This window comes from Acinetobacter sp. PK01 (assembly GCF_022819285.1).
GTDB lineage: Bacteria > Pseudomonadota > Gammaproteobacteria > Pseudomonadales > Moraxellaceae > Acinetobacter > Acinetobacter tandoii.
In genome coordinates, this window is sequence record NZ_CP094643.1 from 1,901,158 (window position 1) to 1,923,490 (window position 22,333).

The 22,333-nt window shown below is 39.1% G+C and carries 18 protein-coding genes; 9 read left to right on the forward strand and 9 right to left on the reverse strand.

The window, feature by feature from the left end:
- The first annotated feature begins 24 nt into the window (after positions 1–24).
- Positions 25–972 carry a lysophospholipid acyltransferase family protein gene (locus tag MP622_RS09035; protein ID WP_243790589.1) on the forward strand — a complete coding sequence of 316 codons (948 nt, stop codon included), beginning with the start codon at positions 25–27 and terminating at the stop codon, positions 970–972.
- Here the strand turns inward: MP622_RS09035 and MP622_RS09040 are convergent.
- From MP622_RS09040 to MP622_RS09050, 3 genes are all read right to left on the reverse strand, one after another.
- On the reverse strand, positions 962–3,370 hold the full coding sequence (locus MP622_RS09040) for a DNA internalization-related competence protein ComEC/Rec2 (RefSeq protein WP_243790591.1): 2,409 nt from the start codon (positions 3,368–3,370) through the stop codon (positions 962–964). The two genes, MP622_RS09035 and MP622_RS09040, sit on opposite strands and share 11 nt — an antisense overlap.
- Before the next feature lie 86 nt (positions 3,371–3,456).
- Positions 3,457–4,140, reverse strand: coding sequence for a lipoprotein-releasing ABC transporter ATP-binding protein LolD (gene lolD, locus MP622_RS09045; RefSeq protein ID WP_104440976.1), 684 nt, complete (start codon positions 4,138–4,140; stop codon positions 3,457–3,459).
- Positions 4,133–5,368, reverse strand: a complete 1,236-nt coding sequence (locus tag MP622_RS09050) for a lipoprotein-releasing ABC transporter permease subunit (protein WP_243790592.1) — start codon at positions 5,366–5,368, stop codon at positions 4,133–4,135. Before MP622_RS09050 ends, lolD begins: the two co-directional genes overlap by 8 nt.
- Positions 5,369–5,393: 25 nt before the next feature.
- Here MP622_RS09050 and MP622_RS09055 point away from each other — a divergent pair, with 25 nt between their 5' ends.
- Positions 5,394–5,963 (forward strand): PilZ domain-containing protein, encoded by a 570-nt coding sequence (locus MP622_RS09055; RefSeq protein WP_016165930.1) that lies wholly within the window; start codon positions 5,394–5,396, stop codon positions 5,961–5,963.
- Positions 5,964–5,972: 9 nt separating this feature from the next.
- On the opposite strand, the gene MP622_RS09060 is transcribed toward MP622_RS09055, so the two are convergent.
- Complete coding sequence (locus tag MP622_RS09060) at positions 5,973–6,884, reverse strand: EamA family transporter (protein ID WP_243790594.1); 912 nt, start codon at positions 6,882–6,884, stop codon at positions 5,973–5,975.
- Between the two features lie 12 nt (positions 6,885–6,896).
- Positions 6,897–7,373 (reverse strand): YaiI/YqxD family protein, encoded by a 477-nt coding sequence (locus MP622_RS09065; RefSeq protein WP_016165928.1) that lies wholly within the window; start codon positions 7,371–7,373, stop codon positions 6,897–6,899.
- 282 nt (positions 7,374–7,655) lie between these two features.
- On the opposite strand from MP622_RS09065, the gene MP622_RS09070 reads away from it, so the two are divergent.
- Together MP622_RS09070 and MP622_RS09075 are read left to right on the forward strand one after the other, a co-directional pair.
- Entirely contained in the window at positions 7,656–8,585 is a 930-nt protein-coding gene (locus MP622_RS09070; protein WP_104440979.1) for a hypothetical protein, read from the forward strand.
- A gap of 418 nt (positions 8,586–9,003) precedes the next feature.
- Positions 9,004–9,144, forward strand: coding sequence for a hypothetical protein (locus tag MP622_RS09075; RefSeq protein ID WP_016165926.1), 141 nt, complete (start codon positions 9,004–9,006; stop codon positions 9,142–9,144).
- 57 nt (positions 9,145–9,201) lie between these two features.
- On the opposite strand, the gene serC is transcribed toward MP622_RS09075, so the two are convergent.
- Positions 9,202–10,281, reverse strand: coding sequence for a 3-phosphoserine/phosphohydroxythreonine transaminase (serC, locus tag MP622_RS09080; protein ID WP_044740150.1), 1,080 nt, complete (start codon positions 10,279–10,281; stop codon positions 9,202–9,204).
- A gap of 689 nt (positions 10,282–10,970) precedes the next feature.
- Between serC and MP622_RS09085 the strand changes: the two genes are divergently transcribed.
- The 5 genes from MP622_RS09085 (at position 10,971) to gltP (ending at position 17,353) form a co-directional block, all read left to right on the forward strand.
- Positions 10,971–12,389 (forward strand): TolC family protein, encoded by a 1,419-nt coding sequence (locus tag MP622_RS09085; protein ID WP_243790596.1) that lies wholly within the window; start codon positions 10,971–10,973, stop codon positions 12,387–12,389.
- Positions 12,390–12,407: 18 nt separating this feature from the next.
- Positions 12,408–13,571: an efflux RND transporter periplasmic adaptor subunit gene (locus MP622_RS09090; protein ID WP_243790598.1), complete on the forward strand. Its 1,164-nt coding sequence runs from the start codon at positions 12,408–12,410 to the stop codon at positions 13,569–13,571.
- On the forward strand, positions 13,571–14,701 hold the full coding sequence (locus MP622_RS09095; RefSeq protein WP_243790600.1) for an ABC transporter permease: 1,131 nt from the start codon (positions 13,571–13,573) through the stop codon (positions 14,699–14,701). The genes MP622_RS09090 and MP622_RS09095 overlap by 1 nt, the downstream gene beginning before the upstream one ends.
- The gene (locus MP622_RS09100; protein WP_104440981.1) at positions 14,698–15,804 is read left to right on the forward strand and encodes an ABC transporter permease; all 1,107 of its coding nucleotides are present in this window, start codon (positions 14,698–14,700) and stop codon (positions 15,802–15,804) included. The genes MP622_RS09095 and MP622_RS09100 overlap by 4 nt, the downstream gene beginning before the upstream one ends.
- Before the next feature lie 253 nt (positions 15,805–16,057).
- Positions 16,058–17,353 (forward strand): glutamate/aspartate:proton symporter GltP, encoded by a 1,296-nt coding sequence (gene gltP / locus MP622_RS09105; RefSeq protein WP_243790602.1) that lies wholly within the window; start codon positions 16,058–16,060, stop codon positions 17,351–17,353.
- A 59-nt stretch (positions 17,354–17,412) separates the two neighbouring features.
- On the opposite strand, the gene MP622_RS09110 is transcribed toward gltP, so the two are convergent.
- From MP622_RS09110 to MP622_RS09120, 3 genes are all read right to left on the reverse strand, one after another.
- Positions 17,413–17,850, reverse strand: coding sequence for a DUF3887 domain-containing protein (locus tag MP622_RS09110; protein WP_228130554.1), 438 nt, complete (start codon positions 17,848–17,850; stop codon positions 17,413–17,415).
- Between the two features lie 74 nt (positions 17,851–17,924).
- Positions 17,925–20,900 (reverse strand): DNA gyrase subunit A, encoded by a 2,976-nt coding sequence (gyrA, locus tag MP622_RS09115; protein WP_044740154.1) that lies wholly within the window; start codon positions 20,898–20,900, stop codon positions 17,925–17,927.
- Positions 20,901–21,395: 495 nt separating this feature from the next.
- A complete protein-coding gene (locus MP622_RS09120) occupies positions 21,396–22,331 on the reverse strand; it encodes an FAD-binding protein (RefSeq protein ID WP_131263852.1) in 936 nt (311 codons plus the stop codon).
- Positions 22,332–22,333: the final 2 nt, after the last annotated feature.

Genomic DNA, 22,333 nt, shown 5'->3' on the forward strand with positions numbered 1-22,333 from the left:
TCTTATCCTCATATTTTTTAGGCAATGACTGACAAAACTTCAAAAACAATGACTGATCGCGTACTCCAATTTGTAAGTCGACAACCTATTCAAATTTCTCGCATGATTGCCCGTTCACTCGCGAGTTTAGTGAACGTATTAAAAATTTCTAAAACATCACAAACAATTCGTCTCAATCTTGAAATTGCTTTACCTGAACTGACTGACCAGCAACGTGAATTGATTACCCAACACGCCATTCGAAATGAACTCATATCCTATTTTGAATTCTTTAGTATTTGGGGCTCAGAAAATCAGAAAAACATCTCACGTATTCATTCAATTACTGGTGAACAGTATTTACACGATGCGCTGGCTGAGAAAAAAGGGGTGGTATTGATTGTTCCACATTTTGGCACTTGGGAAGTGATGAATGCTTGGGTCGCCCAATTTACTGAAATGACGATTCTATATAAACCTGTAAAAAATCCAGCAGCGGATAATTTCGTACGAAGTGCACGCAGCCGCGAACAAGCGAATCTGGTTCCGACCGATGAAACGGGTGTACGACAAATTTTTAAAGCATTAAAACAAGGTGGAACGACCGTTATTTTGCCCGACCATACTCCCAATGTTGGCGGAGAGTTGGTTCCTATGTTTGGTTTACCATTAGAGTCGAGTAATTTAAGTGCCAAGCTGATTCAAAAAACTAAAGCTAAAGCATTGTTGCTATATGCAATTCGTAATGATGCGCATGGCTTTGACATGCATATAGAGCCAATCTCTGATGAAATTTATCATGGCAGTGCCAATGATGGTACAGAAGTTATTCATCATGAAATTGAAAAACTGATTCAACGTTTCCCAGAACATTATCATTGGAGCTATAAGCGTTTTAAAGCCAATCCAGCACTACGCAATCTCTATAACTTACCTCATGAACAAGCCATATCATTGGTCACAAAAATTAGACAACAACAGACTAGCGATTAAGCCAACGCTGCCGATCACGATAAAAATTTAATTGTATCGTTTGATCCTGTGCCTGTATAAATTGAATACTTCCCTTGTCAATTGTGTTGTAAAGCGGAATCTTAAGTTCATTTAAACGCTGTAGAGTCAGTTTACTTGGATGCCCATAACGGTTATTAAATCCCGCAGAGGCAATCGCAATTTTGGGTTTTAATTGTTTTAAGAAATCATAAGCCGAACTGTTTTTACTACCATGATGCCCCAATACCAGAACATCCACTTTTAAATCTGGATAGTCCTTCAAAATCTGATATTCTGCTTCCCACCCTGCGTCCCCCATAAGTAAAAAGTTGGCATACGGTTGGGCATTTTGCACTTGAACATAGAGCACACAAGAAAGCTCATTTTGATTATCAGTAACTTCAGTTAATTGCTGCTGTTTTGGTGATAATACCTGTATTTTGACACCCTCTAATTGCCATACCTGTCCTGAATGACAATAATTGAATTGAGACTCAGGCATGACGTGTACCTGCTCATTACTGTAAATTGTTTGAATAGGCAAAGTTGAACGTAAAGAAAAGTATGCGCCGCTATGATCTTGGTCTAAGTGAGTCAATACCAACTGATCTAAATTAGATATTCCCCTACTATTTAAAAAAGGACGAATGAGTTGCTGTCCTACACTAAATTTTTGTTCATCATAATGACCACCCATATCAATCATCATCTGCTGATTGTGGTTTTGTAAAAAAATAGCTTGCCCCTGCCCAACATCTAAAATTTGTAATTCAAACGCATGTTTTGATTCATCCAGTATAAAAATCGGTAAAAAGCAGACAACGCTCCAACTTTTTGGCACAATACCCCGAGGTAAAAACAGAATAATCAAACCCAAAATCAGCCCAAACATCACTGTCCAGCTCATGGCAATATTTTGTACCGTTGAACCGAATATCTGATCACCAGTATTTAAAATTGAAAGTAAAAAAGACACACCTAGATCATTCAATTTAAATAACAGAGTTCCTAATGGAGGAATAACCCACAAACACAGGGTCGCAATAATGCTTAATGGAACAACAAGCAGACTTAACCATGGTAATGCCAGCATATTACTGAATGGTGCAATCCAGACCACTTGTTGAAAGAAAACCAACATCAAGGGTAATAACGCTAAAAATATTTTCCATTGTGATTCAAATAAAATAGCAATGTATAACTTAAGTTGTGCATAACGCGTTAGCATCAACTGCTCAGGTTGCTGCTGTATGGTTTGATAAATTCGTAGCAACACTAAACAGGCGCAATAAGACAACCAAAAGGCAGCGGACAGAATACAAAAGGGATCTAAAAATAGTAGAATTGCAGCACTGAGGAGGAGTACTTGCAGGGCTTGTAATTTGAATCTCAATAAAATCAGCACAGCAACAATACAACTGGTTAACAGTGTCCTTAATGCAGGAATTTCAAACCCCACAAAAGCCGTATAGAGCAATACTCCCATACAAAATGGAATCACCAATAAATAAGGTTTGGGATAACGTAAATACCAACTGGGTGTAAAACGGATAATTAACCGATGAATCATCCAACACAACATTGCTGCAAAAATCAAAACATGGGGACCAGAAATTGCCAATAAATGACTGAGTCCCATACGATTAAATAACGCTTCAACTTCGGGGCTCAATAAACTTTGGTCGCCTGTTAACAACGCCAAAAGTAAACCTGAGTGATGCAAGGATTGCTGTTGTAATGTATTTCGCAACTTTAATCTTTGTTGCTCAATGGCCAACTGTATTTCAGCAACTATACTGTTCTGCTGTCTTAAATAGGACATGAACCCCATAGCATAAAGTTGTTGTTCAGTCAGCTTTTCTGCTTTTTTTACTCGAAATGCAGCCATGATGTTTTGCTGCAAAAACCATTTTTCTTGATCAAATGCGCCTTCAATTGCATAACTATGGGCTGGTAACACCTCTCCATACAATCGGTAGTATTGACCCAATTCGAGCGAAGTGTCCGATGATGGATGGATATAAGCTAACCATTTTACAGGTTGCTTTTGATTATTCAGTACAACAATCTGTTGTTGAACATGATTGGATTGAAGTTGATTCAATGATTTTACATGCACAATCACTTCAGCAGGTTTCGCGGTCAATTCACGTAAAGAGAGACGTTGTGTTAAAGAACTGTCTGCGTATACGTAAGCCAAATTAAAACTCAGCAAACACAATAAACTTAGCCTTATTAATCGAATCGATGGCAAATTGAGTTGTGGGAATTTAAAGAGAACACATTGAAAAATCAAACATACTATTGCCAATAGAGCACAAGTTTGACCTGTCAGTGCCCAAACCTTTCCCATACCCGTGATACCTAAAATCCAAGCGACTAATATGTAATACATCATTATTTTTCATATTGTTTTTATGCGTGCCGCACATCATAAAGCCCACCAAGGTGGGCTTCAAGTACAAGATAAGAATTTAAATTTTATTACGGTTCAGCCCAAAGACCATCTTGCATATGCAATATAGAATCTGCCGTTTGTGCCAATTGCTCATCATGCGTGACAATCAACATTGCCATATTAAATTCTTGACGTAAATCGCTGAGTAATTCGAAAATTTTAACCGCAGTTTTCCGATCTAAATTGCCTGTAGGTTCATCCGCCATCATTAGTGCTGGTTTTGCTACCAAGGCACGTGCAAGTGCAACACGCTGACGTTCACCACCTGATAATTCACCAGGCTTATGCGTTAAACGATGCGATAGCCCAACACGATTTAATAAATATTCGGCCTGTGCTTTGACGTCTTTATAGTTCGTCCCTTCACGTAACATTAGCGGCATCGCAACATTTTCTAAAGCAGAAAATTCAGGTAATAAATGATGGAATTGATACACAAAACCGAGATGCTGGTTACGCAAATAGCCTCGTTCAGCTTCTCCCATATGGTCAAAACGCTGGCCATTAAGCCAGACTTGCCCTTCTGTAGGACGATCTAATCCACCCAGTACATGTAGCAAAGTGCTTTTACCAGAACCACTTGAACCTACAATCGAAACAAACTCACCAGCATGGACTTTTAAAGATAGACCTTTAATCACTTCAACCGTTGATTTGCCATCCGTAAAATGTTTAACCACATTTTTGGCTTCTAATACCACGTTACTCATAACGCAAAGCCTCCGCAGGTTGAATTTTAGCAGCACGTAATGCAGGGTAAATGGTCGCCAAGAAACTTAAAATTAAAGATAGGCTGACAATAATCACTACATCTTGCCATCTTAAATAAGAAGGTAAGTAATTAATAAAATAGGCATCAAATAAATGTAAACCTAGTGCTGTATTCACCCAGTCAATAAAACCACTAATCCCAGTTGCGAAAATAATGCCTAAAATCGCACCCGCTACAGTACCAATAACGCCGATGACTGTACCTTGTACCATAAAAATTTTGGTAATGGTCGCAGGTGAAGCACCAAGAGTTCTTAAAATCGCAATATCTGCCTTTTTATCAGTGACTACCATCACCAGTGAAGAGACAATATTAAATGCCGCAACCAATACAATCAGGAACAATAGCAAACTGACCATCGCCTTTTCCATTTGAATGGCACTGAACAAATTACCGTGGGTATAAGTCCAGTCTGAAGCGTAATAATTGCCTGGCAATTCGCGTACAATTTCGTTACTGACTTGTGGTGCAACAAAAATATCATCTAACTTTAAACGTATTCCTTGTGCACCATCAGGCAAGCGAAGCAACGTTGATGCGTCATTCAGAGCAATATAGCCCATCATGGAGTCTACTTCCGCTCCAATGCTAAATATGCCAACAATTTTAAAACGCTTGAAGCGTGGTACCACACCTGCAGGTGACGGCGTTGCTTCTGGCAAGACCAACGTGACACTATCGTTCAAACCCAAGCCCAACGCATCGGTTAATTGCTTGCCTAAAACAATGCCAAATTCGCCTTTTTTCAATTGATCAATATTACCTTCGACCATGTGATCTTGAATAATCGAGACTTTTTTCTCGTATTCTGGCTCAATACCTGTCACCATAAGACCAGAGACCTGACCATGTGCAGTAATCATGCCTTGTAATTGAGTAAATGGCGCAACACCTTTAACATGCTCATGCTGTTCAACTTTTTTTGCAAGTTCAGGCCAATCTGTTAAAATTTGTGTTGATGAAACAGTGGCCTGAGGTATCATGCCTAGTACACGGTTTTTTAATTCTCGGTCAAACCCATTCATCACAGATAAAACTGTAATGAGAACAGCCACACCTAATGTGAGACCGATCATTGAAACCAGAGCAATAAAAGAAATAAAGTGGTTGCTACGCCGTGCGCGAGTATATCTTAACCCGATGTACAGCGAGATTGGTTTAAACATACCATCTAGTCCGAGGTAATACATTATGGAAAATTTACAGCATCAAAGCGCCTCAGCGGAACGTAGAGTTATGTCACGTATCGATGCTGCCTTGCGAATTAATTATCAGATTATTTCTGATGATGTTGCTCTTAATGATCCTTACGATCCAAATTTTGTCTTGCCCCGCTATTTTCTACTACTCGCAGAATTAGATCAATTTGATCTGGCATTAAACTACGAATTAGAACAATTAACTGAAAAAGATCAACAAATTGCTCGAATATTATCCTTATTCAATCAAAAATTAAACCTCATTACAGGCTCTTTATACGACGCAATTGTACAATCCATGTTACCTGTGCCTGAACATGTCAATTTTTCTGAGAGTGGATTTAGTTTTCACAGTGACCGTGAAATTCAGGAAGGCACTTACATTCATGTCACTTTGAGTCATCCTGAAAACTTCTTTCACATTGCTGCGACGGCTCAGGTTGTTTACAGCCGAGACGAAGGTAAAGGAAAATTCCGCACAGGCGCCTATTTTATTACATTACACCCACAAGATCGGGTCAAATTGGCTGAATGCGTCGACTTGGAACAATCCAAAGATTAAACTCGCAGATTATTTGGATCGCTTGAGTTTAAGAGCGAGCTCTCTGCTCGCTTTCAAATCTCGATAAAAATAGATAAATAAACCCAATAATAAAATGCCCGCACCCACAAAAACCATTACCGACAACATTTCTTGATTCAACAGAGCACCAATCAATATTGCGAGAATTGGCGTCATGACTGTGGTTAATGAAATGGTAGTCGGCTGTAAGTTTTGTACCAATTTAAAATAACAGAACATCGCAATCAGAGATGCCATGATTACGGTATAAAACAATGCCAATATCGATTTTACTTGTGGCATATGAGTAGGTGCATACTGCCAAATAAAAGGAATTAAACAAGCCGCCACAATGCTCGATACTAAAATTGAACCTGTCGCTTGCGCAATAGGATTGATTGGTGCATTGACTTTTTTGACCCAAAACATCGATAAAGCATAAATAAATACGCTAAGCAACATCAGCATAATGCCGATTGGATGCACATGTTGCTGACTACCTGTAAAGCAAATAATCGCTAAACCTGATACCGAAATCGTCATGCCCAACCATTGCAGTCGATGTAATTGTTGCTGAAAAGCAAAACGACCTATTAGTCCCGCCATAATTGGAGCTAAACCGAACATCAAAGCAATCATCCCTGAGGATAAATAACGGGTCGCCAAATAGGTAAAAATTTGTGAGCCAATAAAACTGGCGGCACCTGCCAAATAACTTCGCAAACTGATTCGATCAAATGGCAAATGCACTTTCAGTACATAAATAAGTCCCAAAGCCAAAGGTAAGGCGATAAAAAATCGCAAAACCAACGCCCACATTAAATGGATGTCTGAAACACTCCATACAATGGCTAATGGTGTGGTTGCCCAGATGAACACCAATAAGGCATAGGTGGACATCAAATTGGCTTTGGATGGCATAGTCAATTCCATTTAAACGCTAGTTTTCCGCTTTTGCTTTTGAATCGTTTGATCAAGACTGCTCGAAAATTCACGCTTATCACGTTCTGAAATTGGCGGTGGGCCACCAGTTTGTACACCTGCTCCACGTAAGGTGTCCATAAAATCACGTAAATGTAGCCGTGCTTTTACATTGGCAGTGGTATAAATTTCACCACGGGGATGAATGGCAATCCCCCCTTTCTCGATCACTTGAGCCGCCAATGGAATATCTTGTGTCACTACAATGTCATTGGCTTGCATACGCGATACAATTTCTTGGTCGGCTGCGTCTGCGCCACTCATCACTTGTATGGAGTTAATACGCACCGAAGGGGTAATCCCCACGTTTTGATTGGCAACAAAAGTTACCTCTAACTGGTAACGATCTGAAGCACGTAAAATCACTTCACGTAAAATTTTTGGCAATGCATCAGCATCAACCCAGAGTTTAAAAGCTAACACAGGCATCTACGATATTAAAAATTTCACTCAGTGTAACAAAAAGCTCTGCATTACTCTGCTGTTCATTTTAAATATACTTGAAAAGTATAATATTAATAACCGACGAGATGAAAAAACGCATTAACTTAAAATTGGGATGCTCACAAATATACAACATGCTTTCCTTTCTCAGTCCAGATTCATCACTTAGTTTGTATTTTTACCCTTATTTTCATCCAGATAGACTTGAAATCTTCAAATCATCCTCGATTAATAGATTAAAGCCACTGAACATTCAAAATTGTGCTTATGAAAAATCAAAACAGACCAGAAATGATCAGCATTGAAGATCAAAACTTCGGCAGTCATATTGAGCATTGGAATCTGCTGACAGAGAATCCAGCCACTGAAGTTCCCAAATGGTTAGGTCTGGCGCTTGATGAACCCATCATGCCAATGGGACTTTGCCGTGAAGAATGTGATATGGATGCATCTGTATGGCTGATTCAAGGTCCTAGCAAGGAAAAAGTACAACTTTGCCAAGTGATTGCTGTTGAAAACAATAAGCCTAAAGCGGTGAAGACCGCTTTTCCAAGTTTTGAAAGCCCGTATAAAGTCAAAGCCTCAATTGAGCGGATTATTAGCTGTAAATCTAATACTCAGGCAGTACTGCGTTTAAACTTAGGCGACAATAGCATTGTTTATGCATTTGATAGTCTCTACAGTGTGAATCATGATCAATACCAAAAAGATCAAACCTATTTGGTTCAATTAAATGCATGGGCCTATGAATTAGAAGCAGTTTCTGAACATGAACAACTGGTGGTAGATGATCCAGCTTCAATTAAACATCACCGTGCCTTGAATGATATTCTGGCTGCAAATGATGGTATTGCACCCGCCAATCTACAAGAGCAAATAGATGCATGGGAGCCTAAATCTGATGATGATAAAGCGCCCGTCACTGTCGACTTCTCCAAAATGGTCGCCTATTTGTATGGTGAAAAAATGGGGCAAGAAGATGAGGCTTGGTTCCAAGGAAATATTGTGGGCAAAACTAGCCTAGAATTTATGGGACAAGAATATACACTCTATGATGTCACGCTTATTCATGATGAAAATCAAGAGGCTACCCTCATTCGTATTGCGACCAAAGATGATCAATATAAACATTTTAATATTGGTCAATACATTCGTGGCAATATTTGGGTTCAAGTAAGTATTCACTCAAAAAACTAATTTTTTCATCAAGATAACGTTTTAAAAAGCGGAATGCAGATCATATCGAATCCATGATTTGTATTTCGCTTTTTCTATTTAATTACAATCAACAAGGTCAATCGCATATCATTGTTTATATTTTATCCACAGTTTTTTATTTTAAGATTCTTTTTAAATTCAAATAATGCACACTTATCCACAGTTTTAAATTTATTTACTGCTGTATTCCTCTTAAAATAAAAAACAAATAAAAACATTTAGTTATAATAATACTGAGTAAAAGTTAGATTTATTGAATATAGATAAGTTATTTAAATTAAAATATGCGCGATTTTCGAATTAATGCAAATTAGTACTTTATTTAATCAATTTTTTATGTCTATAATATGAACAAGCAATAGGATTTAACGATAATATAGATCGGAACGAAATATCTATGAAAATCGTACAAGAAGAAAATTTACAGCGCGTTGAAACTCAACTTGAACAACGCTACCCCCTTGATGTGATGTCATGCATTTTTTTTATTTTTGGCATGATGTCATCGGCTTATATTCTGCACCAGTTTATTCTTTAATTTTACGCTTAAAATAAAAAAACCCATCTTATTCAGATGGGTTTTTGCATATTAGGATTAACCGTTACGTTTTGCAAAGTCATCCATAAAGTTAACCAACGCTTGTACCCCTTCTAAAGGAACGGCGTTATAAATACTTGCACGCATACCACCTACAGAACGGTGACCTGCCAAATTCAACAAGTGATTTTCTTCAGCTTCTTTCAGGAATAATTTTTCTAAATCTGGATTTGCCAAAGTAAATGGTACGTTCATAATTGAACGGTTTGCTTCTGCAATTGGGTTTGCATAGAAGTCGCTAGAATCAATATAGCCGTAAAGCAATTGTGCTTTTTGCAGATTCACTTGATGCATGGCATCTACACCGCCATTTTCAAGTAACCATTCAAATACTAAACCTGACAAATACCACGCATATGTTGATGGTGTATTCACCATCGAATCATTTTTAGCTTGAGCAGAATATTTCAACAAACTTGGAATTTCTGGTTTCGCTTGATCCAATAAATCTTCACGAATAATGACCAATGTTAAGCCCGCAGGACCAATATTCTTTTGCGCACCTGCATAAATCAACCCGAATTTAGACACATCTAAAGGCGCAGACAATATGCTTGATGAAAAATCAGACACCAATGGCTTATCTGTTTCTGGAATACCAGCGAACTGTAGACCACCAATCGTTTCGTTATCTGCATAATGCACATACGCAGCATCATCCGATAAATTCCATTGACTTTGTGGCGTAATCGCGAGTTTGCCGTCAATTTTTGTTCCAGCTTCTACAACATGAATATCGCCATAACGCTGCGCTTCTTGCAACGCTTTTTCAGACCAAATACCCGTATGGATATAGTCCGCTTTGTTGTTTTTACCCAACAGGTTTAATGGAATTGCAGAGAATTGTAGTGATGCCCCACCCTGTAAAAATAACACTTTGTAATTTTCAGGAATGTTCATGAGCTTACGTAAGTCAGCTTCGGCCTTTTCTGCAACTGCAACATAGTCTTTGCTACGGTGGCTCATTTCCATAATGGACAGCCCTTTGCCATGCCAATCCAACAACTCTTGTTGAGCTTTTTCTAAAACGGCAGTAGGTAATGCAGCAGGACCAGCACAGAAATTGTACGCGCGCATGATTTTTCCTTTCAGAGGTGAAACACAATAAAATGATGGCATTTAATCATATCTTGCTCAGGCTTGCAGTAAATTATCCTGAAAATATTTCAATGCTATCGGGTATTTAAAGTCAAAACTTCAATAAAGATCGATTCTTTTTTAGGTGGAATAGCTTTATTAAATGATTTAACAGTCACTAAGTAGCTGACTATACGTACAATTAATGCTGAAATCATCACCATAGCATGAATCAACATCGTAGCTATTAAATAACAGCCAAATTCAACATAACGCTAAACATGAATTTTTTTCTTTTTAGGCCAAGTAAAATGTTGTTCTTTTAAATCTTTCAATAATTTTTCATCATGTATACCACTCCTATGACGTGTAGATTGAGCATACAAATTATTGTATTAATACAAGTAAAGGTGAATTGAGCACAGATTCTGCCATTACGATTTTTATCTATGTAATTTTTTAAAAAGTTTAAATTTATCGTATGATCTATTTACTGGAAAATGAGTCTAGCATCTGCAACACTCAAAACGTAAACGTGCCCGTTTACACCAATAAAATAAAGATCTGTATAATTCATTACAACAACAATGCGAGTTTGATTAATGCCACAGCGTTTTCAATTAAAATCAAGAAAATTAACGCTTAGGATGAATCCCGTTTTCCCTAGTTTTATTTGCTTATGTACGAGTATGCTCTTTCATACTCCAAGTTATGCAAAATCAATCAGCTATATTGAGGCTGAACAAAACATACTGACTCAATCCTATAGCACTCGTGCTGCGCAAGCTCTACAACAATCTGCTCAACTGCAAGCCGAAGCAGTAAAAGGGCTCGGACTCCCGCGTATAGATTTAAATGTACGCGCTTATGCCTTTCATAATGAAGTGGATGTCCCCCTAAACTCCTTAAAAAACAATCTGGATAATACGCTTACTCAGGGCGTGGATAATCAAATTGATCAATGGCAAAATAATAGTGGCATACCCAGCGGAATTACAGACCCGCTAAAAGATGGTGTTGGGCAAGTCATTGACCGTGGCGTTGGATTAATTCCCAATGAAGCGACTGTGAATTTGGATGATCAAGTCGTACGTCCTACTGTTTCTGTTTTTATGCCTTTATATACTGGCGGGTTGACCTCTAGTGCCAAACAAATGGCACAAATTCAGTCAGAGCGCAGTGTTATCAATAATAAACAGCAACAAGACCTTCAACGTTTCGAAATTATTCAAGCTTATTTTAACTCTCAATTACAGACACAATTATTAGCAGCAAGCCGCTTTAACGCTCAAGCAATGCAAACACATTATCAAAATGCGCTGAAATTAGAACGGCAAGGCTTTATTAGCAAAGGGCAACGCATGCAATTTGAAGTTGCTAAAAATAATGCTGAACGTTTAGCACAAAATGCCCAAGCTAACCTGCAAGCCAGCTTGTTTCAGTTGAATAATCTACTCCAAAGCAGTGAAATAACAGAATTAAGCACGCCTCTTTTTGTCAATACAACCCCAAATCATTCGATTAATCAATTATTAAAGAGTTACCCTGAACAATCCTCTCTGGTTCAAAAATTGCAAAAGGATACTGAACTTGCTGGAGTAAAAGTAAAAGCGGAATCGGCTGCCAAAAAACCGACTGTATTTGCATTCGGTGAATACAGCTTAGATGAACATCAAAACTGGATTGTTGGTATTGCCGCTCAGTACAATTTATTTTCGGGCATCGACAAACAAAAAAATATACAAGCTGCTGAATTACAAAGATACGCTTTACAGTTAACCACTGAGCGTACCAAGCAAGAAATCGAAAATATGATTTATAAATCATATAGCGAGCTTGAAACTGCACAACAAAGCCATGTTTTACTGCAACAAAACATGTTAGCCGCACAAGAAAATTTACGTATTCAAACACTTTCTTTCAAAGAAGATATGGGTACGGCCACACAAGTCATTGATGCTCAAAATGCTATGACGGCTCTTAAATCTGAAATGGCACTGAATGCTTATAAATATGTGATGTCATTAGCCACTTTATTACAAAGCCACGGTTCTATAGCTGAGTTTCAAAGCTATGTAAATCAAAAAAATACGCAATATATTCGTTAACTTTAATGGGGAAACCACATGAATCAAGATCAATCAATACCTGATCAAGAACCTAATGCTTCCTCATTGGAAGAAGAAAATGCAGGTAAATCTGAAACTGATGTATCAGTGCTACTGACCGAAAATAATACTGAGACAGAACATTCAGCAGAACAGTTAAATGATGTCTCTGAAAAAGAGACTGATCCAACATCAAAAACTAAGCTTCTGAAAAGCTTGGGTATTATTCTAGCCATCTTACTGCTTGGGTTAATCGCATTTGGTTTGTGGAAAAGCTACCAACCCAAAATGGTTGAAATACAAGGAAGAGTTGAAGCGGAAACCATTCATATCAGTACCAAAATACCAAGCCGAATTGAAGAACTCTATGTACATGATGGGGAAAAAGTTCAAAAAAATCAGCCTCTCGTACGTTTATATAGTCCTGAGATTGATGCTAAAAAACTGCAGGCACTGGCTACTTTGCAATCCGCGCTAGCACTGCAATCGACAGCTGATCGAGGCTCACAACAAGAGAATATTGATACCCTATTTGCCAACTGGCAAGCCGTGAAAGCTCAACAAGAGTTGGCACAGACAACCTACCAACGTGGAGCAAAACTTTTTCAGGAGGGTGTTATTTCACGTCAGCGCCGTGACGAAATGCAGGCTGCCGCCCAATCTGCTGCTCAGTTGACTGAAGCTGCCTATCAACAATATGCTCGGGCAAAACGAGGAAGTACAACTGAACAGAAATCCACAGCCGATGCGCAGGTTGAAATTGCTAAAGCTGCGGTTGCAGAGGCCAATGCGCTAGATGCTGAAACAAAATTATATTCACCTGTAAACGGTACAATTTCCAAAACCTACGGCAAAGTCTCAGAATTAGTCGCGATTGGCGTGCCTGTCATGAGTATTATTTTAGACGATGAGCTCTGGGTGAGCTTAAATGTTCGAGAAGATCAGTATGCTCAGGTCTATCAAGCTAAAACTTTGGAAGGATTTATACCCGCTTTAAATAAAACTGCACAATTTAAAATTGAAAACATTGATGCAGAGGGTGAGTTTGCCACCATCAAAACAACGCGACAAACTGGAGGCTACGACATCCGTAGTTTCAAGCTCCATTTAACACCAAGTACGCCCATTCCTGATCTCAAAGTCGGCATGAGTGTGCTGTTTAAAGTTAAAGAGAAATCCTGATGTGGGCTGGTCTCTGGCGTGAACTTCGCTATTTAGCCACACACAAATGGGACTTGTGTTTAGTTACACTCGCGCCTTTATGTGTCATTGTGCTATTTAGCTGCATGTTTGCACAGGGAAAACCTGAACATTTACCCATTGCGATTATTGATCAAGATCAGAGTAGTCTGAGTCGAAACATCGAAAAATATTTATCCAGTAATCAAAGCTTAGCTATTTATACCGTAACGCCCGATTCCAATGAAGCTGAACGCCTACTGAATGAAACAAAAATTTGGGGCTACGTACTGATTCCAGCAGGTGCCGAACAACGACTGGTTCAAGCCAAGGATGCTCAAATTGCTCTTGCATTTAACCAAAGCTACTTCAGCGTCGGCAATACCATTTCTTCAGCCATGCTCAGCAGTACTGTGCAAGCCATGGCAAATTACATGGGACAAAATTATTTAGAAAATAATATTCCCTATTTAGACATCCCTACCCCTAATGTGAAAATCTCGCCACTCTACAATCCGAGTCTCAGTTACGAATTTTATTTAGAACCTTTTGTCATTCCTGCTGTTCTACATTTATTACTCTGTTGTTGTGTAGCATTTTCTGTAGGTCAAGAATTTCAATTTAAGTCTGCAAAAAACTGGCTGAAATCTTCAACAATATGGACTGCGTTACTCAGTAAAGTTCTTGTTTATGTTTTTATTTTCAGTATTTGGACATGGTTGTGGATGTTCTGGCTTATAGAAATTCGAGGGTGGTTTGTGGCTGGTCAACTCTGGCTGCTACTTTTAGCTCAATTTCTATTCTATTTTGCCTATGCTTTAATAAGTGCAACTGTAGTATTAGCTACCCATAATTTAGCCAAAACTTTTGGCTTTATTGCTGTGTATGGCGGTTCATCCTTAAGTTTTGCAGGTGTGACACTCCCCTTAAATAATGCTCCTGCATTTACCAAATTTTGGGCAAATATTATTCCGTACACCCCTTATGCCAAACTTCAAACTGAACAATGGGTCGTTGGTAGTCCGATACAACTTTCATTCATTCCTTTAGCAATTCTAGGTTGTTATTGTCTCGTCTATTGGACAACTTCTTTCCTGTTATTAAAAAAACGTCGAGTAGAGGTGCAGGAATGAAACAAACATTAAAGTCATTTCTTTTCTACTTTGTAAAAACATTTAAAGATATTACAAAGAATAGTTCCATTCTCACAACGATGGTGCTTTCTATCTTCTTTTATAGTTTTTTCTACCCAACAGCATACAAAGCACAACATGCTGAATCATTACCCATCATTATTGTAGATGAAGAACAAAGTACTTTAACTGCCAGTATCATTAATGCAGCAAGTAACAGTCCAAATATTCAGGTTCGTGCGGTAACAGGAAATTTTGCCGAAGCAGAGATGTGGGTAAAGCAACAACGTGCAGATGGTATTTTGCTATTACCAAATAATTTGTCTAATAGTATTCATCGCGGTGAAGTCGGAGGTGTTGGGTTATATTTGAGTGCTGCCTATTTTTTAAGAACTAAACAAATTGGTTTGGGATTGGCAACAGCCATTGAAAATACCCTCGCTGAACGCGCAGAAAAGTTTGGACAGATTTCACATTTTTCACCCGTCCTTTCTGTTCATCAGATTCCATTATTTAATACACTTTCAGGCTATGGCAGTTATATTTTTCCGGCGATTGCCCCATTAATTATTCATCAAACTATTGTCTTGGGCTTGTGTATGCTGATTGCAGGTTATCGCAACTCAAATTGGCGGAGCAAAACAACTGAGTTTTGGGGATTATTTGCTGCTGCGCTAAGCATAGGTTGTTTAGGCTGCTTTTATTTATTTGGTTTTACCTTTTGGTTCTATGACTATCCGCGTGGCGGAAATTTTTTGGGAATGCTGATTGCTGTCCCAATTTTTATAAGCAGTGTGATTGGGCTGAGTCTTGTCTTGGCTTCTTATCTGGATCTTCCCGAGCGCGCTGGTCATCTCATTGTTTTCACTTCCATTCCGCTATTTTTACTTTCGGGTACAGCATGGCCACATGCCGCTATGCCACAATGGATGCAATACTTAGGCTCAGTTCTACCATCTACTCAAGGTATTCAAATGTTTATTCAATTGAATCAGATGGGTGTACCTACGCAAATGGTCATTACTAAGCTCATTTATCTGAGTGTTTTTGCAAGCATCTGTTTAAGCTGGGCACATTATCGCTTATGTATCAGACCTAAATAGCCACATATTCACCACTTTTATTTTACAAATTAATCTATTTTCTATAATTAATCGTATTACCAAATTAAATTGATTAAATAACAATCAATCAATAATAATAAATTAAAAAAAGATCGCTCATTCTTCATAATAACTTCACAATAGCCACCTTCCATCTGCCAGCATTCTTCTTTTTTTCGTGCCATCGCATTTTGATGCAGCATAAGAGTTCTTGCAGATATTTTTTGCCCCTAATTTTTTTTCTGAGCTGAGTATGAAAAAAATTAAGATAAGCCTTGCATGGCAAATTGTAATTGCACTCATTTTAGGTGTACTTCTAGGCTCTTTTCTGCACTATTCTCCTGAATATCGTGATGCCTTTGTAACTAATTTATTGAGCCCATTAGGTTCAATATTCATTAGCCTCATCAAAATGATTGTAATTCCACTTGTAGTTTCAATGCTGATTCTCGGCATTGCGAATACAAGTCATGGTACCAATGTTGGTCGCCTAGGTTTCAAAACTATTTTATATTTTGAAATTATTACAACCATTGCCATTATTGTTGGCTTGGTTGCGGCAAATATATTCCAGCCAGGCGCTGGTATTGATATGTCGACGCTAACTCAAGTCGATATTTCTAAATATCAAGAAACCAGCCATGAAGTTAGCCAACATTCTCATGGTTTAGTACAAACCATTTTGTCGCTAATTCCACCGAACTTCTTTGCTGCATTAACTAGCGGTCAAATGCTGCCGATTATTTTCTTCTCGGTATTGTTTGGTATTGGCTTAGGTTCTTTGTCTAAAGAAACGAAACAACCGCTGATTCAGGTATTGCATGGTGTTTCTGAGACAATGTTCAAAGTTACACACATGATCATGAAGTTTGCACCTTTAGGTGTATTCGGCTTGATCGCTGCGACCGTTGCAAACTTTGGCTTTAGCTCGTTACTTCCATTGGTCAAACTTGCCGTATTGGTGTATGCCGCTATTTTCTTCTTCACTTTCGTTGTATTAGGATTTGTTGCCAAAATTTGCGGATTCAGCATTTGGACCATTATTAAAATCTTAAAAGATGAATTGATTTTAGCTTACTCGACTGCCAGTTCAGAAACCGTACTTCCACGTATTATGGAAAAAATGGAAGCTTATGGCGCGCCAAAAACAATTACCAGTTTTGTTATCCCAATTGGCTATTCATTCAATTTGGATGGTTCAACACTGTATCAAAGTATCGCCGCGATTTTCATTGCTCAGCTCTATGGCATTGACTTAAGCTTAGGTCAGCAAATCATTCTCGTGCTTACTCTTATGATTACCTCTAAAGGTATTGCAGGTGTACCTGGTGTTTCTTTCGTAGTGCTATTGGCGACTTTAGGCAGCGTTGGTATTCCACTTGAAGGTCTGGCGTTTATTGCAGGTATTGACCGTATTTTAGATATGGCACGTACTGCATTGAATGTTGTTGGTAATGCCTTGGCTGTACTCGTGATCAGTAAATGGGAAGGCCAATTCGATACTGAAAAGCAAAAGAACTACAATGTACAACTGAATGATACTTTGTAATTACTAATGCAATTAAAAAGGACGCTAAGGCGTCCTTTTTTATTTAATACTACTTTTGATTATTCAATTTTCTCACCAAATACTGACACGCTAATGTCTCGAATTTTGCTGCTGCCATTCGGTTTATCAAAACTCACGTCATACTGTACTAAGTTTTTATCATAGGCATATTCATAGGTCACAGTATATTTACTTGGCTGATTGCTTTCATTCAGCAATTTTTTTGAGACAATTTTTTTGGTTTTATAATTTTCTTGAGGCAAACCACGTGCAAACTTTTGCATATCTTTTTGATTGCCTTGATAGCGTGCCTGCAACTCAGGCTCAAAATGCGTCATTAATCGATCAAAGTTTTGCGCACGTAAATCATCATAGGCCTCTTGAGCAGCCTGTACTTGCTGTGGACTAGGATCTGGAATATTGGCCTGCTGTCCCAGTTTATCGCACCCACTGAAAACCAATACCGATGCTAGAATCGCATACTTCATCTTCATCATTCTTTTCCCATTATTTATGCAGCAAATCATATAGAAAAAGGACGCCTTAGCGTCCTTTTAATTTAGATCATCACTTATTCTTCTTCAGATTCATTCAAATCTGATTCGTTTTCAGTTTCATCTACAATCATTTCTTCATCAACTAACTTTTCATTAGCCACTACTGATTCTATAGTTTCGATTTCATCTTCTTCGACTGCATCAATCGCCTCTACACCCACCAATGTTTCATCTTCACCTAAACGGATCAAACGAACACCTTGTGCGTTACGGCCTGTTTGTGCAACTTCTGAAGCGCGAGTACGAACCAAAGTACCACCGTCTGAAATCAGCATCAGTTCTTTGGTTTCATCAATCGCAACAGCACCGACCAATTCACCATTACGCTCAGAGGTTTTAATAGCAATTACACCTTTTCCGCCACGTTTCTTGGTCGGGAAGTCATCGACAGGTGTACGTTTACCGTAACCATTAGCTGAAGCACACAGCACTTCACCTGTTTCTGGAACAACAACTAAAGATACAATGCGACTAATGAAGTTTGCATCTGCTGCATCATCTTCATCCGATTCAACTTCTTCTGACTCATCGACTTGAGCTGAACCAATTGTGACACGCATACCACGTACACCCTTGGCAGAACGGCCCATCGCCCGTACATCTGTTTCAGCAAAACGAATCGCCTTACCTTCATTAGAGAACAACATAATTTGCTGTTCGCCATCAGTAATCGCCACACCAATCAAGGTATCTTCTTCATTCAGCTCAATTGCACGTAAACCATTTGAACGTACATTACTGAATTGTTCCAGCTCTACACGTTTCACAGTACCTGACGCAGTTGCCATAAATACAAAGAAGTTTTTACGTAACTTCTCAGTCAATTCTGCAAATTCAGCAACAATTTCATCGTCCAAATCAATTGCAGAAAGTTCAACACTCAACTCTTTCAGTTGCTTACGCAATGCATCGGATAATTCATCAGGATCTTCTGCCAAAGCATCAAACGAAGCTTTTAACGCTTCATAATGGGCTTCGATAATGCTATTTTCACGGAGTTTAACCACATTAGCACGAACAAAAGCTTTAAAGTCGGCTAAACGATCTTTAAATTTCTTCGGCGCATCAATCACAGGTAAAATTGCAGTAATCGTTTCATCTGCCTCTAATGGCAGTAAGTTCACCATTGGGCGACCTTTTGCACCACGTGACGCTTGCGGTACTTCAAACACTTTCAGGCGATATACTTTACCTACATTGGTAAAGCATAAAACCGTTGCATGGTTTGAGGTGACAATCAGATGTTGGATGTAGTCATCTTCTTTCATCGATGTTGCAGATTTACCACGTCCACCACGACGCTGCGCCGCATAGTCAGACAATGGTTGCGTTTTTGCATAACCCGTTTGCGAAACAGTTAATACAACTTGCTCTTCAGGAATTAAATCTTCACGGCAGAAATCAATACGTGATTCCACAATTTCAGTACGACGTGCATCGCCATATTGCTGAAGAATTAAAGCCAGTTCTTCTTTAATGACATTCATCAATAAATTGAAATCGTTCAGAATTGCAGTTAACTCAGCAATTTGACCTAGAATTTCGGTATATTCAGCGTGAAGCTTGTCTTGCTCTAAACCAGTTAAACGGTGCAAGCGTAACTCTAAAATCGCACCGACTTGAGTCGGAGACAAACGGTACACATCACCATCTAAACCAAATGGACGGTTTGGATCTTCACCGTCGATCACTTCAGGACGAACAGAAACTGAACCTGCTTTTTCTAGAAGTGCAACCACACCACCCGCAGCCCATTCACCAGCTTGTAAACGTTCACGCGCTTCAGCTGGGTTTGCAGAGGTCTTGATCGTTTCGATGATGGCATCAATATTCGCCAACGCAACCGTCAAGCCTTCTAAGATATGACCACGTTCACGCGCTTTGCGTAATTCGAACATGGTGCGGCGGGTCACGACTTCTTGACGATGACGAATAAATGCCGCAATGATATCTTTGAGGTTCATTAACTTAGGCTGTCCGTTGTCCAGACACACCATGTTAATGCTGAAAGAATTTTCGAGTTGCGTATTCAAGAATAAGTTGTTCACGACAACTTCTGCATTTTCGCCACGTTTTAAATCAATGGCAATACGCATACCCTCTTTATCAGATTCGTCGCGTAGCTCTGAAATACCTTCGAGTTTCTTTTCTTTCACCAACTCAGCAATACGCTCGATGGTTTTCGCTTTGTTAACTTGATATGGAATTTCAGTAAAAACAATCGTAGTACGACCTGTTTTTTGGTCTTCCTCGAAGTGATATTTACCACGGATATGCAAACGACCTTTACCCGTACGGTAAGCATCTACAATGCCTGATTTACCATAAATAATACCGCCAGTCGGGAAGTCTGGACCCGAAATATGCTGCATCAAACCTTCAATGCTGATATTTGGGTTTTCAGCATAAGCCAGACATGCATTCACAACTTCCGTCATGTTATGAGGCGCCATATTAGTCGCCATACCCACAGCAATACCAGTCGTACCGTTAATTAACAAATTCGGAATGCGCGTCGGCATCACTTGCGGGATACGTTCTGAACCGTCGTAGTTATCTTCCCAGTCTACGGTATCTTTTTCGAGATCCGCCAAAATTTCATGGGTAAGCTTTTGCATACGCACTTCGGTATAACGCATTGCTGCTGCACTATCACCATCGACAGAACCGAAGTTACCTTGACCATCTACAAGCATATAACGCAAACTAAAATCTTGCGCCATACGAACAATAGTTTCATAAACAGCAGAATCACCGTGAGGGTGATATTTACCGATTACGTCACCGACAACACGGGCAGACTTTTTGTATGCTTTGTTGTAGTCATTACCCAATTCGTGCATTGCAAAAAGCACACGACGATGAACAGGTTTTAGACCATCTCGTACATCAGGTAAAGCGCGTGATACAATCACGCTCATTGCATAATCCAAATACGAGTGCTTGAGTTCATCCTCAATGGCAATCGGTCTAATTTCCGATACGCTCATGCATACTCCTTGTTATACAAGCAGGAATTCTGCCCGCATTTATATCTTAAATCTTGCAAAAATTTAACTCAGGGAATTGAGCTAAAAAACTAAAATACAGCCGTAAATTTTAGCATATTTTATCCCTTTTAGGTGCGTATTTAGCCGAGTTAATTTCGTTTGTTTTCCTTTGTTTATCGTCGTTTTTTTATACGAATTTTGAATCTGAATTAAGTTGAAAAATAAGCTATTTTGCAAAGCTGATATTTATAGCACATACAACACTTTAAATTGTTGTTTTACTTATAGTATTCGTAAATTAATTTAATATTTTTAATACTTCTAATGACTTTCGCGCTTTACAGCCTTTCTAAACCCTATTTTGCCTCACAGGTTATCTTCTATTTAACCCTGATGAGATAAGTGCTAAGCGCAAAAAAACGCCCCTGTTCATAACAACTTAAGCATGACTTAAATTGCTTGCACAAGGGCGTTTTTCGAACAATCGTTCAGAAATTAGATTTTAGATACTAATTCAGGAACAACTGTGTTCAAATCACCAACTAACCAGTAGTCAGCAACTGCATTGATTGGCGCTTCTTCGTCTTTGTTGATCGCAACGATCACTTTAGAGTCTTTCATACCCGCCAAGTGCTGGATCGCACCAGAAATACCTACAGCGATATATAAGTCAGGTGCAACGATTTTGCCTGTTTGACCAACTTGCATGTCGTTTGGAACGAAACCAGCATCAACCGCAGCACGTGAAGCACCTTGTGCAGCACCTAGCTTGTCAGCTAATGGGTCAAGTACTTTATGGTAGTTCTCACCAGAACCTACACCACGACCACCAGAAACAACGATACGCGCAGCCGTTAATTCAGGACGTTCAGATTTTACAATCTCTTCAGATACAAACTTAGAGATACCTGCATCTTTTGCTTCACTTACAGCTTCAACCGCAGCAGCACCGCCTTCAGCAGCTACAGGATCAAATGCTGTACCACGTACTGTACCCACAATGATTGCTTCGTCAGATTGAACTGTTGCAATCGCGTTACCTGCGTAGATTGGACGCTTGAATGTGTTAGCAGATTCAACAGCAATGATGTCTGTGATCATACTTACATCAAGAAGTGCAGCAACACGTGGAAGAATGTTCTTACCTGTTGTTGTAGATGCAGCCAATACGTGTTTGAAACCACCTTTCGCTACATCAGCAACTAAAGCTGCAACGTTTTCAGCCAATTGGTTTGCATAAGCAGCATTGTCAGCAAGTAATACTTTGCTTACGCCTGCAACTTTAGCCGCAGCGTCAGCCACTGCTTGCGCGCCTGAACCTGCTACCAATACAGTGATATCACCACCGATTTTTTGTGCTGCAGCAACAACGTTTAAAGTTGCACCGTTAAGTGTCTTGTTGTCGTGCTCAGCGATAACTAAAATACTCATGA

Bases quoted from the DNA above. Each gene is read 5' to 3' on its own strand.
- MP622_RS09040 (WP_243790591.1), bottom strand. From the start codon at position 3,370: ATGATGTATTACATATTAGTCGCTTGGATTTTAGGTATCACGGGTATG.
- MP622_RS09060 (WP_243790594.1), bottom strand. From the start codon at position 6,884: ATGCCATCCAAAGCCAATTTGATGTCCACCTATGCCTTATTGGTGTTC.
- gltP (WP_243790602.1), top strand. From the start codon at position 16,058: ATGAAAAAAATTAAGATAAGCCTTGCATGGCAAATTGTAATTGCACTC.
- MP622_RS09055 (WP_016165930.1), top strand. From the start codon at position 5,394: ATGGAAAATTTACAGCATCAAAGCGCCTCAGCGGAACGTAGAGTTATG.
- MP622_RS09065 (WP_016165928.1), bottom strand. From the start codon at position 7,373: ATGCCTGTGTTAGCTTTTAAACTCTGGGTTGATGCTGATGCATTGCCA.
- MP622_RS09100 (WP_104440981.1), top strand. From the start codon at position 14,698: ATGAAACAAACATTAAAGTCATTTCTTTTCTACTTTGTAAAAACATTT.
- MP622_RS09095 (WP_243790600.1), top strand. From the start codon at position 13,571: ATGTGGGCTGGTCTCTGGCGTGAACTTCGCTATTTAGCCACACACAAA.
- lolD (WP_104440976.1), bottom strand. From the start codon at position 4,140: ATGAGTAACGTGGTATTAGAAGCCAAAAATGTGGTTAAACATTTTACG.
- MP622_RS09110 (WP_228130554.1), bottom strand. From the start codon at position 17,850: ATGATGAAGATGAAGTATGCGATTCTAGCATCGGTATTGGTTTTCAGT.
- MP622_RS09120 (WP_131263852.1), bottom strand. From the start codon at position 22,331: ATGAGTATTTTAGTTATCGCTGAGCACGACAACAAGACACTTAACGGT.
- MP622_RS09070 (WP_104440979.1), top strand. From the start codon at position 7,656: ATGAAAAATCAAAACAGACCAGAAATGATCAGCATTGAAGATCAAAAC.
- MP622_RS09035 (WP_243790589.1), top strand. From the start codon at position 25: ATGACTGACAAAACTTCAAAAACAATGACTGATCGCGTACTCCAATTT.
- MP622_RS09050 (WP_243790592.1), bottom strand. From the start codon at position 5,368: ATGTTTAAACCAATCTCGCTGTACATCGGGTTAAGATATACTCGCGCA.
- MP622_RS09090 (WP_243790598.1), top strand. From the start codon at position 12,408: ATGAATCAAGATCAATCAATACCTGATCAAGAACCTAATGCTTCCTCA.
- MP622_RS09085 (WP_243790596.1), top strand. From the start codon at position 10,971: ATGCTCTTTCATACTCCAAGTTATGCAAAATCAATCAGCTATATTGAG.
- serC (WP_044740150.1), bottom strand. From the start codon at position 10,281: ATGCGCGCGTACAATTTCTGTGCTGGTCCTGCTGCATTACCTACTGCC.
- MP622_RS09075 (WP_016165926.1), top strand. From the start codon at position 9,004: ATGAAAATCGTACAAGAAGAAAATTTACAGCGCGTTGAAACTCAACTT.
- gyrA (WP_044740154.1), bottom strand. From the start codon at position 20,900: ATGAGCGTATCGGAAATTAGACCGATTGCCATTGAGGATGAACTCAAG.